This is a genomic window from Streptomyces sp. NPDC014801 (assembly GCF_043082085.1).
Taxonomy (GTDB): Bacteria; Actinomycetota; Actinomycetes; order Streptomycetales; family Streptomycetaceae; genus Streptomyces.
On record NZ_JBIBXG010000013.1, the window covers coordinates 141958 to 159163 of the forward strand.

A 17206-nucleotide genomic window follows, 5' to 3' on the forward strand; every position below is an offset into this window, starting at 1 on the left:
ATGTCCAAGCACACGCTCTCCGTCCTGGTGGAGAACACGCCGGGCATCCTCGCCCGGATCGCCGCCCTGTTCTCCCGGCGCGGCTTCAACATCGACTCCCTCGCGGTCGGCGTCACCGAGCACCCCGACATCTCCCGCATCACCATCGTGGTCGGCGTCGAGGACCTGCCCCTGGAGCAGGTGACCAAGCAGCTCAACAAGCTGGTCAACGTACTCAAGATCGTCGAGCTGGAGCCCTCGCAGGCCGTGCAGCGCGAACTCGTCCTGGTGAAGGTGCGCGCCGACAACGAGACCCGCTCCCAGATCGTCGAGATCGTCCAGCTGTTCCGCGCCAAGACCGTCGACGTCTCCCCGGAGGCCGTCACCATCGAGGCCACCGGCTCCAGCGACAAGCTGTCCGCGATGCTCAAGATGCTGGAGCCGTACGGCATCAAGGAGCTGGTGCAGTCCGGCACCATCGCGATCGGCCGCGGCGCCCGTTCGATCACGGACCGGTCGCTGCGCGCTCTGGACCGGTCGGCATAACGGCGGATTCGGGCGGCCGGGTGACACCGGCCGCCCGTATACCGAGACCCCCGAACTTCCCTTCCCCCCGCCGTCATACGGTGGGACGCAACACCCGTACACAAGGAGAGAACCCAAAGTGGCCGAGCTGTTCTACGACGCCGACGCCGACCTGTCCATCATCCAGGGCCGCAAGGTCGCGGTCATCGGTTACGGCAGCCAGGGCCACGCCCACGCGCTGTCGCTGCGCGACTCGGGTGTCGACGTGCGTGTCGGTCTGCACGAGGGCTCCAAGTCCAAGGCCAAGGCCGAGGAGCAGGGCCTGCGCGTGGTGACCCCGGCCGAGGCCGCCGCCGAGGCCGACGTCATCATGATCCTGGTCCCGGACCCGATCCAGGCCCAGGTCTACGAGGAGTCCATCGCCCCGAACCTGAAGGACGGCGACGCGCTGTTCTTCGGCCACGGCTTCAACATCCGCTTCGGCTTCATCAAGCCCCCGGCCGGCGTGGACGTCTGCATGGTCGCCCCGAAGGGCCCGGGCCACCTGGTCCGCCGCCAGTACGAGGAGGGCCGCGGCGTTCCGTGCATCGCCGCCGTCGAGCAGGACGCCTCCGGCAACGCCTTCGCGCTCGCCCTGTCGTACGCCAAGGGCATCGGCGGCACCCGCGCCGGCGTCATCAAGACCACCTTCACCGAGGAGACCGAGACCGACCTGTTCGGTGAGCAGGCCGTCCTCTGCGGTGGTACGGCGGCGCTGGTCAAGGCGGGCTTCGAGACCCTGACCGAGGCCGGCTACCAGCCCGAGATCGCCTACTTCGAGTGCCTGCACGAGCTGAAGCTGATCGTGGACCTCATGTACGAGGGCGGCCTGGAGAAGATGCGCTGGTCGATCTCCGAGACCGCCGAGTGGGGCGACTACGTCACCGGCCCGCGGATCATCACCGACGCCACCAAGGCCGAGATGAAGAAGGTCCTCGCCGAGATCCAGGACGGCACCTTCGCCACCAACTGGATGGACGAGTACCACGGCGGCCTGAAGAAGTACAACGAGTACAAGCAGCAGGACTCCGAGCACCTGCTGGAGACCACCGGCAAGCAGCTGCGCAAGCTGATGAGCTGGGTGAACGAGGAGGCGTAAGCCTCGTCCCGAGGGGCCGGAGCGAGACTGCTTCGGCCCCTTCGGCGAACCTCGGGTAACGTCGGAGCTGCGGCGTTGTCCACCCCGTCCAGCCACGGACGGGTGATCCTTCCGCAGAGGCGCAATGCGGCCTCCGCCACGCCACTAGACTGCTGCACAACACGCGTCAGGCCCACAGCGTCGTGCGTCTTCCGCGGTAGCCCCTCCCTCCACCGCCTGCGGCCGTCGGGACGGCCGTCCGCATCGCACATGTGAGGACTCACGTGAGCTCGAAACCTGTCGTACTCATCGCTGAAGAGCTGTCGCCCGCCACCGTCGACGCGCTCGGCCCCGACTTCGAGATCCGGCACTGCAACGGCGCGGACCGCGCCGAGCTGCTGCCGGCCATCGCCGACGTGGACGCGATCCTGATCCGCTCGGCCACCAAGGTCGACGCCGAGGCCATCGCCGCCGCGAACAAGCTCAAGGTCGTCGCCCGCGCCGGCGTCGGCCTGGACAACGTCGACGTCTCCGCCGCCACCAAGGCCGGCGTGATGGTCGTCAACGCCCCCACCTCCAACATCGTGACCGCCGCCGAGCTGGCCTGCGGCCTGATCGTCGCCACCGCCCGCAACATCCCGCAGGCCAACGCCGCGCTGAAGAACGGCGAGTGGAAGCGCAGCAAGTACACGGGTGTGGAGCTGGCAGAAAAGACCCTCGGCGTCGTCGGCCTCGGCCGCATCGGCGCCCTGGTCGCCCAGCGCATGTCCGCCTTCGGCATGAAGGTCGTCGCCTACGACCCCTACGTCCAGCCGGCCCGCGCCGCGCAGATGGGCGTGAAGGTCCTCTCCCTGGACGAGCTGCTGGAGGTCTCCGACTTCATCACCGTCCACCTGCCGAAGACCCCCGAGACGCTCGGCCTGATCGGCGAGGAGGCCCTGCGCAAGGTCAAGCCGAACGTGCGGATCATCAACGCCGCGCGCGGTGGCATCGTCGACGAGCAGGCCCTGTACTCCGCCCTCAAGGAGGGCCGGGTCGCCGGTGCCGGTCTCGACGTGTACGCCAAGGAGCCCTGCACGGACTCCCCGCTGTTCGAGTTCGACCAGGTCGTGTGCACCCCGCACCTCGGCGCGTCCACGGACGAGGCGCAGGAGAAGGCCGGTATCGCCGTCGCCAAGTCGGTGCGCCTCGCGCTCGCCGGCGAGCTGGTGCCGGACGCGGTGAACGTCCAGGGCGGTGTCATCGCCGAGGACGTCAAGCCGGGTCTGCCGCTCGCCGAGCGCCTCGGCCGCATCTTCACCGCGCTCGCGGGCGAGGTCGCGGTCCGTCTCGACGTCGAGGTGTACGGCGAGATCACCCAGCACGACGTGAAGGTGCTGGAGCTGTCCGCCCTCAAGGGTGTCTTCGAGGACGTCGTCGACGAGACGGTCTCCTACGTCAACGCCCCGCTGTTCGCGCAGGAGCGCGGCGTCGAGGTCCGCCTGACCACCAGCTCGGAGTCGGCCGACCACCGCAACGTCGTCACCGTGCGCGGCACGCTCGGCACCGGCGAGGAGGTGTCGGTCTCCGGCACGCTGGCCGGCCCCAAGCACGTCCAGAAGATCGTCGCGGTCGGCGACTACGACGTCGACCTGGCGCTCGCGGAGCACATGCTGGTGCTGAAGTACGAGGACCGTCCCGGTGTCGTCGGCACCGTCGGCCGCATCCTCGGCGAGGCCGGCATCAACATCGCCGGCATGCAGGTCGCCCGTGCGGCGGTCGGCGGCGAGGCACTGGCCGTCCTCACCGTCGACGACACGGTGCCCGCCGGGGTGCTGGCCGAGGTCACCGCGGAGATCGGCGCCACGTCGGCCCGTTCGGTCAACCTGGTCTGATACCTCGCAGAACGCCGGGTGGGGCTGAGGTTTCCCTCAGCCCCACCCGGCGTTCGCGCGTTCGCGTCCTCAGGCGGCGATCCCTACCTCCGCCTGCTCCGCCTCCCGCACCCGTACGCCCCGCAGCGTGACGGCCGCCGCCACCGCGGCCCCCGCCAGCAGCGCCGCGCCCGCGATCGCCGCGCCCTGCATCCCGCTGGTGAACGCCTCCCGGGCCACCGTCGCCAGTCCCGGCACCTTCCCGGCGACCGCGAGCGCGCCGCCCAGGGTCTCGCGGGCCGCGTCCGGCGCCGAGGCCGGCATGTCGTGCCGGTAGATCGCCGTGCCGATCGAGCCGAGCACCGCCATCCCCAGCGCGCCGCCGAACTCCGCGCCGGTCTCCAGCAGGGAGGACGCGGATCCCGCCCGCTCGACGGGGGCCGTCCCGAGAGCGAGATCGGTCATCTGGGAGATCACCATGACGATCCCGGACGCCAGCACCCCGCACGCGGCCAGGACGAGCCACAGCGAGTCGGTCCCGGCGAGGGCGAGCATCGCGTATCCGGCGGCGCCGATCAGGAAGCCCGCCGTGACGACGTACGCCCGCTCGACACCCTTGTGCACCAGCGCCGCCGCCAGGGGGGCCACCATGCCGATCGGCACCGAGGGCAGCAGTGCCCACAGGGCCGCCTCCATCGCGCTCTTGCCGAGCACGGACTGCAGGTACTGGGTGGTGAAGAAGGCCGACCCCATCATCCCGAGCGACGAGACCAGGTTGAGCACGACGGCCGGCGCGAAGCCCCGGCCGCGGAACAGCGCCGGCGGGATCATGGGTGAGGCGGCCGTGCGCTGACGGTGGACGAAGAGGGCGGCGAAGAGCAGGCCGACGGTGATCGAGACGACGTAACCGGCGTGCCAGCCCTCGGACGGGATCTCCTTCAGGCCGTAGATCACCGGCAGCACCGCGGCCATGGACAGCGGGACACTCACCCAGTCGAAGCGGCCGGGCTCGGGGTTCCTCGACTCGGGCAGCAGGACCGGGCCGAGCACCAGCAGCAGGGCCATCGCGGGCAGGTTGACCAGGAAGACCGAGCCCCACCAGAAGAACTGCACCAGCACACCGCTGAGCACCGAGCCGAGCGCGATGCCGGCCGTCATCACGCCGGACCACATCCCGATCGCCTTCGTCCGCTGGCCGGGGTCGGTGAACATCGTGCGGACGATCGCCATGGTGGACGGCATCAGGGTGGCACCGCCGACGCCGAGGACCGCGCGGGCCGCGATCAGGGTCCCGGCGCTGTCCGCGTAGGCGGCGACCAGGGAGGCGGCGCCGAAGGCGGCCGCGCCGAACAGCAGCAGCCGGCGGCGGCCGATGCGGTCGCCCAGCGAGCCCATCGTCATCAGCAGGCCGGCCAGCACGAACGCGTAGATGTCGAAGATCCACAGCTGCTGGGTGCCGCTCGGCTCCAGGTCGGCGCTGATCGCGGGGATCGCGAAGTACAGCACCGAGACGTCCATCGAGACCAGCAGCAGCGGAAGCATCAGCACACCGAGGGCGGTCCATTCACGGCGTCCGGCCCGTGCGGCCGGGAGCGGGGTGGTGCTCGTCGGGTTCGTCATGGCGGCGACTATACGCATGTCCTATACGGCTGTCTAGAACGGTCGTATAGGACGCCTGTATGGATCGGCGGTAGGCTGACGGGCATGGGACACCGTGAGGATCTGCTCGAAGGCGCCAAGCGCTGCCTGCTCGCCAAGGGCTTCCTGCGCACGACCGCGCGCGACATCGTCAAGGAGTCGGGGACGAACCTGGCCTCGATCGGCTATCACTACGGCTCGAAGGACGCCCTGCTCGTCCAGGCGTACGTCGAACTGATCGAGAGCGTCGGCGACACCTTCGAGCCGGGCTGGGGCGCCGAGACGGAGGCGGCCGCCCCGGCCGGCTCACTGCAGCGGTTCCGGCAGGTGTGGGACGGCATCATCCGGTCCGTGCCGCAGTCCCGGGCGATCTGGCTGCTCAGCTTCGAACTGCTCTTCCAGGGCGACCGGCTCCCCGAGGTGCGCAAGCTCCTGGCCGAGGCGCAGGTGGAGGGCCGCAAGGGCATCCTGACGATGTTCAACGGCGTCCCCGAGGGGGAGCTGGACGAGGAGAGCGTCGACACCGAGGGCCGTCTCTACCAGACGCTGCTCAACGGCCTGATGGTCCAGTGGCTCTTCGACCCGGACTCGGCCACGACGGCCGACCAGCTCACCGAGGGGCTGCGCCGGGTGCTCGACGCGGCCAGTGGAAACTAAGGCGACCGGGCGTCCCTAGAGGCGGGCCGCCTTCAGCGCCATGTGCAGCAGCAGGCGGTCCTCCCCGTCGTCCAGGTCGAGCCCCGTGAGCTGCTCGACGCGGGACAGCCGGTAGTACAGGGTCTGCCGGTGGATGCCCAGCTGGGCCGCCGTGCGCCCCGCCTGGCCCGCGCAGTCCAGGAACACCTCCGCCGTGCGGGCCAGCTCCCGGTGCGCGGCGGTGAGCAGCGGCGCCACCACCGGGTCGGCGGCCGCCACCGCGGGCAGCGCGGTCAGCAGGCGGTACGGCCCGATGCCGGACCAGTCGGCGACGGGGCCGAAGCGGGCGTCGGCCAGGGCCGCGCGGGCCGCCGCCGACGCCTCCTGCCAGGCCGTGCCCAGCTCGGCGATTCCCGTCCGGGCCGCGGCGATCCCCGCCACGGCCCCCGCGGCGGCGGCTCCCGCAGCCCCCACGCCGGCCCCCGCCCGCTCCCGCAGCCGTGTCGCCACCGACATCGCCGGGGTCACCGTCTGTGTCGAGCGCAGCCGCACCAGCACCGCCAGGCAGTGGTCCGTCGCCCCCCACGGCACCGTGCACAGCGCCGTCGCCCCCGGCAGGGTCCGCACCGATGGGGCCTGGGCCGGATCGGCGGACGGCCACGGCGCCACGCACACCACCGTGTGCGGCCCGTCCGCGCGCGCCCCCAGTGCCGTGCGCAGCTCGGCCACCGCCGCGTCGCGCTGCCAGCCGGGCTCGGCCGCCAGCACCGCCCGCAGCTCCCGGGTCAGGTCGGCGCCGTGCTGCGCCTCGTCGGCGAGGAGGGCGCCGATGCGGGCCGTCACCTCCATGGCGGCGGCCAGCTGGGCGTCGGTGGGCCCGGGGTCGCCGTCCAGCAGCCAGACGTAGCCGAGGACCACCCCGCGGTGGCGCACGGGCAGGCAGATACGGCCCCGGTACACCCCGGCCTCCGGGGTCGGCGGGATGCGCACCGGTCCGGTCGCCCGGGTGATGCCGAAGCCCTCGAACCAGCTGCGGACGGCGGCGGTCGAGCGCCGGGTGAGGATCGAGCGGGTGCGGACCGGGTCCAGGACCGTCGGATCGAGGTCGCCCTCGTCGTCGTAGGCGCCGAAGACGATCAGCTCGAAGTCCCGGTTCTCCAGGGTCGCGGGCGCGCCGAGCAGCTCGGAGATCTCGTCGATGAGCTCCTGGTAGTCACCCCTGTGTTCCGCCGTCACCCGGGCATTCTCCCGCATCCCGCCCCGGCCTTCATACATCTGTCTGAGATCCCGGGCACGGATGCGTGACAGCTGTCGATGGCAGACGATCGGAGCAATCCTTAGGTTTCACGGTGGTTCTCCGTGCCGTACCCGAATCGTAGGGTTTCGGCCTGGTTTTGTTCGTTGTGGAGGTGCCCCGTGCTGGGTCCCGTGATTCTCGCCGCGTCGCGCAGCGACCGGATGCGACGCCTGATCTCGGCGGCCCCGGTGACCAAGCAGGTCGTCGACCGCTTCATCCCGGGCGAGACGGTCGACGACATCGTCCCGATCATCGAGGACCTGACGTCCAAGGGTCTGGAGCTGACGATGGACGTCGTCGGCGAGGACATCACCACCCCGGAGCAGGCCACCGCCGCCCGGGACGCCTACCTGCAGCTGATCGAGCGGATCAAGCCGCTCGGCCTCGGCACCCAGGTCGAGATGTCCGTCAAGCTGTCCATGTTCGGCCAGGCGCTTCAGGGCGGCCACGAGCTGGCCCTCGCCAACGTCCGCCCCGTCGTCGAGGCCGCCGCCGCGATCGGCACGACCGTGACGCTCGACGCCGAGGACCACACCACCCTCGACTCGATGTTCGCCATCCACGAGGAGCTGCGGAAGGACTTCCCGCAGACCGGCTGCGTCATCCAGGCCTACCTCTTCCGCACCGAGGCCGACGCCCGCCGGCTGGCCGCCGCCGGCAGCCGGGTCCGCCTGGTCAAGGGCGCCTACAAGGAGCCCGCCTCCGTCGCGTACCAGGACAAGCACGAGATCGACAAGGCGTACGTGCGCATCCTGCGCATCCTGATGGAGGGCGAGGGCTACCCGATGATCGGGTCCCACGACCCGCGCCTGATCGCCATCGCCCAGGAACTCGCCCACCGCGCCGGGCGCAAGCTCGACGAGTACGAGTTCCAGATGCTGTACGGCATCCGCGGCGAGGAGCACCTGCGGCTGGCCGCCGAGGGCCACCGCATGCGCGTCTACACCGCCTACGGCACCGACTGGTACGGCTACTTCATGCGCCGGCTGGCGGAGAAGCCGGCCAACCTGAAGTTCTTCGTCCGCTCGATGGTCAGCACGGGCTGAGCCCGCACCACCCGCTCACGTACAAGGAGTTACGGATCTCATGGACGCTGTGACCCAGGTCCCCACCCCCGTCAACGAGCCGGTGCACGGCTACGCCCCCGGCTCGCCCGAGCGCGCCCGCCTGGAGGCCAAGCTCAAGGAGCTGGCCGAGAACCCGATCGACCTGCCGTGCACCATCGACGGTGAGCGGCGGATGGGCGGCGGCGAGCCGTTCCAGGTCGTGCAGCCGCACAACCACAAGGCCGTCCTGGGCACCTACCGCAACGCCACGAAGCAGGACGCGCAGGACGCGATCGACGCCGCCCTCGCCGCGGCCCCCGCCTGGCGCGCCCTGTCCTTCGACGACCGCGCGGCGATCTTCCTGCGCGCCGCGGAGCTGCTGTCCGGCCCGTGGCGCGAGACGCTGGCCGCCTCCACCATGCTGGGGCAGTCCAAGACCGCCCAGCAGGCCGAGATCGACACCCCCTGCGAGCTGGTCGACTTCTGGCGCTTCAACGTCCACTACGCCCGCCAGATCCTGGCCGAGCAGCCCCCGGCCAACTCCCCGGGCGTGTGGAACCGCCTCGACCACCGCCCGCTGGAGGGCTTCGTCTACGCGATCACGCCGTTCAACTTCACGGCCATCGCGGGCAACCTGCCCACCGCGCCCGCCCTCATGGGCAACGTCGTGGTGTGGAAGCCGTCCCCGACGCAGACCCACGCCGCCGTGCTGCTCATGCGGCTGCTGGAGGAGGCGGGCCTGCCCAAGGGCGTCATCAACCTGCTCACCGGTGACGGCCTGGAGGTCTCCGAGGTCGCGCTGAACCACCGCGACCTGGCCGGCATCCACTTCACCGGTTCGACCAAGACCTTCCAGTACCTGTGGAAGACGGTCGGCGCCAACATCGAGAAGTACCGCTCCTACCCGCGTCTGGTCGGCGAGACCGGTGGCAAGGACTTCGTCGTCGCCCACCCGTCGGCCGACCGCGCGGTGCTGAAGACCGCGCTGACCCGCGGCGCCTTCGAGTACCAGGGCCAGAAGTGCTCGGCGACCTCCCGGGCGTACATCCCGGCCTCGATCTGGAACGACGGCTTCAAGGAGGAGTTCGCGGCCGAGGTCGACGGCATCGCCATGGGCGACGTCACCGACCTGTCGAACTTCATCGGCGCCGTCATCGACGAGCGGTCCTTCGCGAAGAACAAGGCCGCGATCGACCGTGCGGCGGCGGACCCGGCGTGCACGATCGTCGCGGGCGGCTCCTACGACGACTCGGTCGGCTACTTCGTCCGGCCCACCGTCATCGAGTGCACCGACCCGGAGAACGAGGTCTTCACGACCGAGTACTTCGGCCCGATCCTCGCGGTGTACGTCTACGAGGACGAGAAGTACGACGAGATGCTGACCCAGATGGAGTCGGTGTCGGACTACGCGCTGACCGGTTCGGTCATCGCCAACGACCGCGCGGCCGCCGCCTACACGGCCGACCGGCTCCGCTACGCGGCCGGCAACTTCTACATCAACGACAAGTCGACCGGTGCCGTGGTCGGCCAGCAGCCGTTCGGCGGCGGGCGCGCCTCGGGCACCAACGACAAGGCGGGCGCCCCGCAGAACCTGCAGCGCTGGACGCTGACCCGCGCCATCAAGGAGACGCTGGTGCCGCCGACCGAGTACGGCTACCCGCACATGGGCTGACGTCCTCGCCCTCCGGGCACGCGACGGGCCGGGTCCTCAGCACGGGGGCCCGGCCCGTCGGCGTGTCCGGGGCTACTCGGCGACCTCGGTGCGCTCCCACCACTCGTACACGGGGAGCCGGCCCTGGTCCGTCTCCTCGTGCCGGGTCGTCGAGCGGAAGTGCTCGTAGCCGCCCCGGTGGGGGATCTTCAGTTCGATCCCGGGCGGAGTGATCGGGACGATGCGCTCCGGCAGGTCGTCGGGGCCGCCTTCCAGCACTGCTTTGGCCGCGTTGGTCATGCGGTCACCGTTCCCGGCGGCGCGCGGCGTTGTCCCGCCCGGCGAACAGGATCAGCCGTCCGGAGGAGTCGCCCGCTGCGCCGGCCGGTGCCCTTCCGCGGGGCGTGGGTGGCTGGTCGCGCAGTTCCCTGCGCCCCCGGAGCCCCAGGTCAGCGCGGTGTGACGCAGTCCGCTGTCTCAGATAGTAGGAAGTCCGAGTAATTGTGGAGACAGACGCCCGCTCCTGTCCTAGCTTTGTAGAAGCCGAACGTCTCGCCAGACCAGGCGAACGGCGGTCGTGAGCCGGGCCCACATGCAGGCAACCCCTGCCGCCCCGCAGCTCCCCGCCCCCGGCGTCTCGTCACCCCTCTTTCTTTTCCGCGCTCCGCGTTTGCCCGAAGGAGTCGATCCCTCATGGCCGAGACGACCGTCCGCCGCCGCGTCCGCCACTCCTCCCGTACGAGCGAGGCCGACCGCAAGAACGCCGCCGCCGCGCTCCAGCGCGCCCTCGACCGCCGGGACAACGGCGGCGCCACCGGCCACTGATCAGACCCGCAGGCACGCCCGCTCCTTGTCCGGATGGCGGACGGTCCGTGTCATCCCATGGGACGAGGAGTAGGGTGCCCGCATGTCTCGCAGCATCGATCTCGCAGTGATCCCCGGTGACGGCATCGGCCAGGAAGTCGTGGCCGAAGGCCTCAAGGTCCTCTCCGCCGTCCTCCCGCAGGATGTGAAGCTGGAGACCAAGGAGTACGACTTCGGGGCCCGCCGCTACCACGCCACCGGTGAGACCCTCACCGACGAGGACCTGGCGCAGCTCAAGGACCACGACGCCATCCTGCTCGGCGCCATCGGCGACCCGAGCGTGCCGTCCGGCGTGCTGGAGCGCGGCTTCCTGCTGAAGCTGCGGTTCGCCTTCGACCACCACGTCAACCTCCGCCCGAGCAAGCTGCTCCCGGGCGTCGCCACCCCGCTCGCCGGCGAGCCGCAGATCGACTTCGTCGTCGTGCGCGAGGGCACCGAGGGGCCGTACACCGGCAACGGCGGAACCATCCGCAAGGGCACCGAGCACGAGGTCGCCACCGAGGTCTCCGTGAACACGGCCTTCGGTGTCGAGCGGGTCGTGCGGGACGCCTTCGCGCGGGCCCAGGCCCGGCCGCGCAAGAAGCTCACCCTCGTCCACAAGAACAACGTGCTGACCTTCGCCGGTCACCTGTGGACGAACATCTTCAACAAGGTCGCCGCCGAGTACCCCGAGGTGACGACCGAGTACATCCACGTCGACGCCGCCACGATCTATCTGGTGACGCAGCCCGAGCGGTTCGACGTCATCGTCACCGACAACCTGTTCGGCGACATCATCACCGACCTCGCCGCGGCCGTCTCCGGCGGCATCGGCGTCGCGGCCTCCGGCAACATCAACCCGAGCCGCGAGTTCCCGTCCATGTTCGAGCCCGTCCACGGCTCGGCCCCGGACATCGCCGGCCAGGGCAAGGCCGACCCCACCGCCACGGTCCTGTCCGTCGCCCTGCTGCTGCGCCACCTCGGCTACGACGACGAGGCCGCCCGGATCGAGGACGCGGTCGCCGCCGACCTCGCCGAGCGCGTGGGCAAGCCCGCCCGCTCCACGTCGGAGATCGGCGACGCGCTCGCCGTACGCGTAGCCGGCTGATCCGGTGCGCTCCTGAAGAACCACTTCGAAAAGCCGCCGGGTCGCCATGACGCACCCGGCGGCTTTCCCTGTGCGGCGCCGGGTGGAAGCATCGACCCCTGGGCCGCCCCACCCGGATTCCTTCCGTCGCCGCCGCCGCGCGATAATCGAACGCGGAGCCGCGATATGAGGGAATGCTCGGACGTCCTTGCACTGGCCGGAGACGGCCCTTGCCGGGCCGTAAGGAGCGCGGCCCGTCACGACAACCGGTGAAGGACAACCACTCATGACGACGCCCACGATCGAGCTCAAGCCCTCCGCCCACCCGCTTCCCGCAGCGGAGCGCGAGGCGATCCTCGCCAGCCCCGGGTTCGGCCGCCACTTCACCGACCACATGGTGACGATCAAGTGGACGGAGGGGCGCGGCTGGCACGACGCGCAGCTCGTTCCGTACGGCCCGATCTCCCTCGACCCCTCCACCCACGTCCTCCACTACGGGCAGGAGATCTTCGAGGGCCTCAAGGCGTACCGCCAGCCCGACGGCTCCGTCGCGGTCTTCCGTCCCGAGGCCAACGCCCGCCGCTTCCGCAACTCCGCCCGCCGCATGGCGATGGCCGAGCTGCCCGAGGAGTTGTTCATCGCCGCCCTGGACGCGCTGCTCTCGCAGGACGCCGACTGGGTCCCGCCGCACGGCGGCGAGGAGTCCCTCTACCTGCGGCCGTTCATGTTCGCCTCCGAGACCGGACTCGGTGTGCACCCGGCCAACGAGTACCTGTTCATGCTGATCGCCTCCCCGTCCGGCGCCTACTTCGCGGGCGGCGTCAAGCCGGTCACCATCTGGGTCTCCGAGGACCACGTCCGTGCCGTCCCCGGCGGCACCGGCGACGCCAAGACCGGCGGCAACTACGCCGCCTCGCTGCTGCCGCAGGCCGAGGCCGCCGCCAACGGCTGCGACCAGGTCGTCTACCTCGACGCGGTGACCCGCACCAAGGTCGAGGAGTCCGGCAGCATGAACGTCGCGTTCGTCTACGGCGACCGGATCGTCACCCCGGCGCTCACCGGCTCCATCCTCGAGGGCATCACCCGGGACTCCCTGCTCCAGGTCGCCCGCGACCTCGGCTACACCGCCGAGGAGGGTGTGATCACGCTCCAGCAGTGGCGTGAGGACGCCGCCTCCGGCGCGCTCACCGAGGTCTTCGCCTGCGGCACGGCCGCCGTCGTCACCCCGATCGGCCACGTCAAGACCAAGTCGGACGCCTGGACGCACGGCGACGGCACCCCCGGCCCGGTCACCCTGCGCCTGCGCGAGGCCCTGCTCGGCCTGCAGCGCGGCCTCACGGAGGACAAGCACGGCTGGATGCACAAGCTCGGCTGATCCCGCCCCGGCGGATGACACAGGGCCGTCCCGGACACGCGTCCGGGACGGCCCTGTCGTGTCCCGGGTCCGGGAGGAAGCCCGGGCCGGCCGTCCGTCCTCGGCCGGCCCGGGGGTCGAAGGGGCGCTGCCGTCAGTGCTCGGCGGGCACCGCCTCGGCGGGCCGCGCCGGGTCGGACGGCAGCGCCGGGACGCCCCTGCCGCCGGCGGTCAGGGCCAGGTAGACGACCCCGCCGGCCAGGCCCGACAGCAGGAAGCTGCAGTCCACGCCGCCGGTGAGGCGCAGCAGCGGGCCCTGGTACTCGGGCAGGGAGACCGCGAGCAGGCCGACGAGGGCGCCGACCGCCCAGGACACGGCGGCCTGGACGTTCCAGCCGGCCCGGTACCAGTAGATGCCGCCGTGCGAGCGGCGGTTGAAGACCTGGAGCGCGTCCGCGTCGTAGTGGCCGCGGCAGCGGGCGAAGCCGATGAGGGTGATCACCGCCCACGGGGTGCCGATCGCGGTGAGCAGCAGCACGAACGAGGTCATCGCCGCCTGCGCGTCCCACAGGAAGTGGCCGGCGAAGACGCTGGCCGTGGCGACGATCGCGACCGTGCAGGTGGCGCGGGCGCGGGAGGCGCGGGGCAGGATCGCGTCCAGGTCGAGGCCCATCGAGTACAGCATCAGACCGGCGTTGCCGACGGAGCCCGCGGAGGCGGCCAGCAGCAGCGGGATCAGGTACCAGGTGGGGGAGGCGTCCACCAGCGGGCCGGCGTAGTCGAGCGCGGCGCGGGCGCCGTAGGCGGTGAAGGTGCCGAAGAGCTGCGGGACCAGCAGGCCGAGGAGCAGGCCGAGCCAGGTGGCGTGCAGGATGCGGCGCGGGGTGTGGCGGGCGGGGGAGATGTAGCGGGTGTAGTCGCCGAGCAGGGTGATGAAGGCGATCGGCCCGGACAGGCCCGCGGCCACCGCCGACAGCAGCCAGGTCGGCCAGTACCCGCCCAGCAGATAACCGCCCGCCTCCGGCAGTGCGGCGGTGGTGAAGTGCGGGGCGTAGGCGAGCAGGCCGAGGGCCAGCAGGGCCGTCATGCCGATGGCCAGGACCCGGGACATGGTGAGCAGCACCTTGTAGCCGTACACCGCGCCCGCGACGGTCGCCGCGGCCAGCAGCGCGTAGACCACGCCGTACGACAGGCCGTCCGCCGGCAGGCCGAAGAGGCGGCCGAGGACGCTCACCGAGACGTCGCCGCCGACCCACACCGTCAGGGCGGTGTAGCCGAGGGCGAGCAGCAGGCCGACGATCGAGCCGATCAGCCGGCCGCGCACGCCGAACTGGGCGCCCGAGGAGGTGGACAGGTTGGTGGCGGTGCGCAGGGAGATCAGCGCCAGCGGTGCGGTGAGCGCCGTCCCGACGACGGTGCCCGCGAGGATCGAGGTGATCGACGAGACGAAGTCGAGGCCGAAGGAGGCGGGCAGCCAGCCGAAGACGATGACGCCCAGGCAGAGGTTGGAGCCGAGCAGGATCGAGACGAGGTCGCGGGGACCGCTGGTGCGTTCCTCGTCGGGGATCGTGTCGACTCCGCGCTGTTCTATCGGCATGGCTGGGTCTCCCTTGACGGCCATCTGAGGTTTAGAGCGACGTTCAATGTGACGTGTGCTGTGGTGGCCCGTCAATATTTCCGTTGCGTGAATCCGGTGTTTAGAGTGGTGCTCTAAAGCGAGGAAGGCAAGGAGGTGCCGCGAGGTGAGACTGACCCCCACGGAACGTGACCGGCTGCTGCTCTTCGGAGCGGCCGAGCTGGCCCGCGCCCGCCGGGCCCGCGGGCTCAGGCTGAACGTCCCGGAGGCGACCGCGCTGATCGCGGACACCGTCTGCGAGGCCGCCCGGGACGGCAAACGGCTCGCCGAGGCCATCGAGGCGGCCCGCTCGGTGCTCGGCCCGGACGACGTCCTGCCGGGCGTCGCCGACGTGGTCACCGAGGTCATGGTCGAGGCCGTCTTCGACGACGGCTCCCGGCTCGCGGTCGTCTCCGACCCGATCGGCGCAGGACTGGGGGAGGAGGGGCCGGGCGCGCTGCTCCCCGGCCCGATGCACTCCGACCCCGAACCGGTTCTCGCGCTGACGGTCACCAACACCGCGACCGTGCCGGTGTCGGTCACCTCCCACTTCCACTTCTTCGAGGCCAACCCCCGCCTCGACTTCGAGCGCGAGCGGGCCTACGGCATGCGGCTCGCCGTCCCGGCCGGCTCGTCCGTGCGCTTCGGGCCGGGCGAGTCCCACGAGGTCGGGCTCGTGCCGATCGGCGGCGAGCGCATCGCGATCGGTTTCGCCGGCCTGGTCGACGGGCCGCTGGACGCGCCGGGCGCCAAGGAGGAGGCCCTGCGCCGGGCCGCCGCCTGCGGCTACCGCGGCGTACCGGACACCGGCGTTTCGGACAGCACTGAGAAGGAGGCCGAGCGATGAGCCGCCCCGGAGGCCACCCCGCCGAAGCCCGCCGCCTGACGCCGCACGAGTACGCGGCCACCCACGGCCCCCGCGCCGGCGACCGCGTCCGCCTCGGCGACAGCGGGCTGACGATCAGGATCGAGTCCGACGCACAGCAGTACGGCGACGAGTTCCTCGCCGGCTTCGGCAAGACCGCCCGCGACGGACTGCACCTGAAGGCCGCCGCCGTCCGCGAGACCTGCGACGTCGTGATCAGCAACGTCGTCGTCATCGACGCCGTGCAGGGCGTGCGCAAGGTGTCCATCGGCATCCGCGAGGGCCGCATCTGCGGGATCGGCCGGGCCGGCAACCCCGACACCCTCGACGGCGTCGACGTGGTCGTCGGCACGGGCACGTCCATCGTGTCCGGCGAGGGTTTGATCGCCACCGCGGGCGCCGTCGACACCCATGTCCACCTGCTGTCGCCGCGGATCATGGAGGCCTCCCTCGCCTCCGGCGTGACCACGGTCATCGGGCAGGAGTTCGGGCCCGTGTGGGGCGTCGGCGTCAACTCGCCCTGGGCGCTGCGCCACGCCTTCAACGCCTTCGACGCCTGGCCCGTCAACATCGGCTTCCTCGGCCGGGGTTCGTCCTCGCACGACGCCCCCCTGATCGAGGCGCTGGCCGAGGGCGGCGCCTCCGGCTTCAAGGTGCACGAGGACATGGGCGCCCACACCCGCGCCCTGGACACCGCGCTGCGCGTCGCCGAGGAGCACGACGTCCAGGTCGCCCTGCACAGCGACGGCCTCAACGAGTGCCTGTCGGTGGAGGACACCCTGCGGGTCCTGGAGGGCCGGACCATCCACGCCTTCCACATCGAGGGCTGCGGCGGCGGACACGTCCCCAACGTGCTGAAGATGGCGGGCGTGCCCAACGTCATCGGCTCGTCGACGAACCCGACGCTGCCCTTCGGCCGGGACGCCGTCGCCGAGCACTACGGCATGATCGTCTCCGTCCACGACCTCAAGCCCGACCTGCCCGGCGACGCGGCCATGGCCCGCGACCGCATCCGCGCCGGGACGATGGGCGCCGAGGACGTGCTGCACGACCTGGGCGCGATCGGCATCACTTCCTCCGACGCCCAGGGCATGGGCCGGGCCGGCGAGACCGTGCGCCGCACCTTCGCCATGGCCGGCAAGATGAAGGCCGAACTGGGCGGCCCGGACACCGACCACGACAACGAGCGCGTCCTGCGCTACATGGCCAAGCTGACCATCAACCCGGCCATCGCGCACGGCCTCGCCCACGAGGTCGGCTCGCTGGAGGTCGGCAAGCTCGCCGACATCGTGCTGTGGCGGCCCGAGTACTTCGGCGCCAAGCCGCAGCTGGTGCTGAAGTCCGGCTTCCCTGCCTACGGCGTGACCGGCGACCCCAACGCGGCCACCGACACCTGCGAACCCCTCGTGCTGGGGCCTCAGTTCGGTGCCTTCGGTGCGACCGCCGCCGACATCTCCGTCGCGTTCGTCGCCCAGGCCGCCGTCGACCAGGGCCACGACACCATGCCCACCCGCCGGCGCAGGGTCGCCGTGCGCGGCACCCGCGGCATCGGCCCGGCCGACCTGCGCCTGAACTCCCGCACCGGACAGGTCGACGTGGACCAGCGCACCGGCCTGGTCACCCTCGACGGCGAGCCGCTGCGCTCCGAGCCCGCCGACTCGGTCTCCCTCAACCGCCTCTACTTCCTCTAAGGACCCCCG

15 protein-coding genes are annotated in these 17206 nt (G+C 71.3%); 11 read left to right on the forward strand and 4 right to left on the reverse strand.

Features of this window, described 5'->3' with window-relative positions; genetic code table 11:
- The 3 genes from ilvN to serA all read left to right on the forward strand — a co-directional run bounded on the left by ilvN (position 1) and on the right by serA (position 3495).
- Positions 1-525, forward strand: coding sequence for an acetolactate synthase small subunit (ilvN, locus tag ACF1AL_RS30135; RefSeq protein WP_366839469.1), 525 nt, complete (start codon positions 1-3; stop codon positions 523-525).
- A gap of 118 nt (positions 526-643) precedes the next feature.
- A complete protein-coding gene (gene ilvC / locus ACF1AL_RS30140; RefSeq protein WP_363220291.1) occupies positions 644-1642 on the forward strand; it encodes a ketol-acid reductoisomerase in 999 nt (332 codons plus the stop codon).
- 263 nt (positions 1643-1905) lie between these two features.
- Positions 1906-3495 carry a phosphoglycerate dehydrogenase gene (gene serA, locus ACF1AL_RS30145; protein ID WP_366839471.1) on the forward strand — a complete coding sequence of 530 codons (1590 nt, stop codon included), beginning with the start codon at positions 1906-1908 and terminating at the stop codon, positions 3493-3495.
- A gap of 69 nt (positions 3496-3564) precedes the next feature.
- Here serA and ACF1AL_RS30150 read toward each other — a convergent pair whose 3' ends face one another.
- Positions 3565-5094 (reverse strand): MFS transporter, encoded by a 1530-nt coding sequence (locus ACF1AL_RS30150; RefSeq protein ID WP_391828196.1) that lies wholly within the window; start codon positions 5092-5094, stop codon positions 3565-3567.
- Positions 5095-5178: 84 nt separating this feature from the next.
- Between ACF1AL_RS30150 and ACF1AL_RS30155 the strand changes: the two genes are divergently transcribed.
- Positions 5179-5769, forward strand: a complete 591-nt coding sequence (locus ACF1AL_RS30155) for a TetR/AcrR family transcriptional regulator (RefSeq protein ID WP_391698203.1) — start codon at positions 5179-5181, stop codon at positions 5767-5769.
- Between the two features lie 15 nt (positions 5770-5784).
- Here the strand turns inward: ACF1AL_RS30155 and ACF1AL_RS30160 are convergent, their stop codons facing one another.
- Entirely contained in the window at positions 5785-7002 is a 1218-nt protein-coding gene (locus tag ACF1AL_RS30160; protein WP_366839474.1) for a helix-turn-helix domain-containing protein, read from the reverse strand.
- A gap of 162 nt (positions 7003-7164) precedes the next feature.
- Here ACF1AL_RS30160 and ACF1AL_RS30165 point away from each other — a divergent pair, with 162 nt between their 5' ends.
- Positions 7165-8091, forward strand: coding sequence for a proline dehydrogenase family protein (locus ACF1AL_RS30165; protein WP_391657079.1), 927 nt, complete (start codon positions 7165-7167; stop codon positions 8089-8091).
- A 40-nt stretch (positions 8092-8131) separates the two neighbouring features.
- Positions 8132-9763, forward strand: coding sequence for an L-glutamate gamma-semialdehyde dehydrogenase (gene pruA, locus ACF1AL_RS30170; RefSeq protein ID WP_366839476.1), 1632 nt, complete (start codon positions 8132-8134; stop codon positions 9761-9763).
- Positions 9764-9835: 72 nt separating this feature from the next.
- Here the strand turns inward: pruA and ACF1AL_RS30175 are convergent, their stop codons facing one another.
- Complete coding sequence (locus ACF1AL_RS30175) at positions 9836-10042, reverse strand: DUF5988 family protein (protein WP_366839477.1); 207 nt, start codon at positions 10040-10042, stop codon at positions 9836-9838.
- Between the two features lie 393 nt (positions 10043-10435).
- On the opposite strand from ACF1AL_RS30175, the gene ACF1AL_RS30180 reads away from it, so the two are divergent.
- The 3 genes from ACF1AL_RS30180 (at position 10436) to ACF1AL_RS30190 (ending at position 13047) form a co-directional block, all read left to right on the forward strand.
- Positions 10436-10567, forward strand: a complete 132-nt coding sequence (locus tag ACF1AL_RS30180; RefSeq protein WP_361627802.1) for a hypothetical protein — start codon at positions 10436-10438, stop codon at positions 10565-10567.
- A gap of 82 nt (positions 10568-10649) precedes the next feature.
- Complete coding sequence (locus ACF1AL_RS30185) at positions 10650-11693, forward strand: 3-isopropylmalate dehydrogenase (protein WP_391657078.1); 1044 nt, start codon at positions 10650-10652, stop codon at positions 11691-11693.
- 265 nt (positions 11694-11958) lie between these two features.
- A complete protein-coding gene (locus ACF1AL_RS30190; RefSeq protein WP_391657077.1) occupies positions 11959-13047 on the forward strand; it encodes a branched-chain amino acid aminotransferase in 1089 nt (362 codons plus the stop codon).
- Between the two features lie 133 nt (positions 13048-13180).
- Here the strand turns inward: ACF1AL_RS30190 and ACF1AL_RS30195 are convergent, their stop codons facing one another.
- Entirely contained in the window at positions 13181-14623 is a 1443-nt protein-coding gene (locus ACF1AL_RS30195; protein ID WP_391828198.1) for a cytosine permease, read from the reverse strand.
- A gap of 145 nt (positions 14624-14768) precedes the next feature.
- On the opposite strand from ACF1AL_RS30195, the gene ureA reads away from it, so the two are divergent.
- Positions 14769-15488 carry an urease subunit gamma gene (ureA, locus tag ACF1AL_RS30200; RefSeq protein ID WP_391828200.1) on the forward strand — a complete coding sequence of 240 codons (720 nt, stop codon included), beginning with the start codon at positions 14769-14771 and terminating at the stop codon, positions 15486-15488.
- Positions 15485-17197 (forward strand): urease subunit alpha, encoded by a 1713-nt coding sequence (locus ACF1AL_RS30205; RefSeq protein ID WP_391828202.1) that lies wholly within the window; start codon positions 15485-15487, stop codon positions 17195-17197. Before ureA ends, ACF1AL_RS30205 begins: the two co-directional genes overlap by 4 nt.
- The last annotated feature ends 9 nt before the right edge of the window (positions 17198-17206 follow it).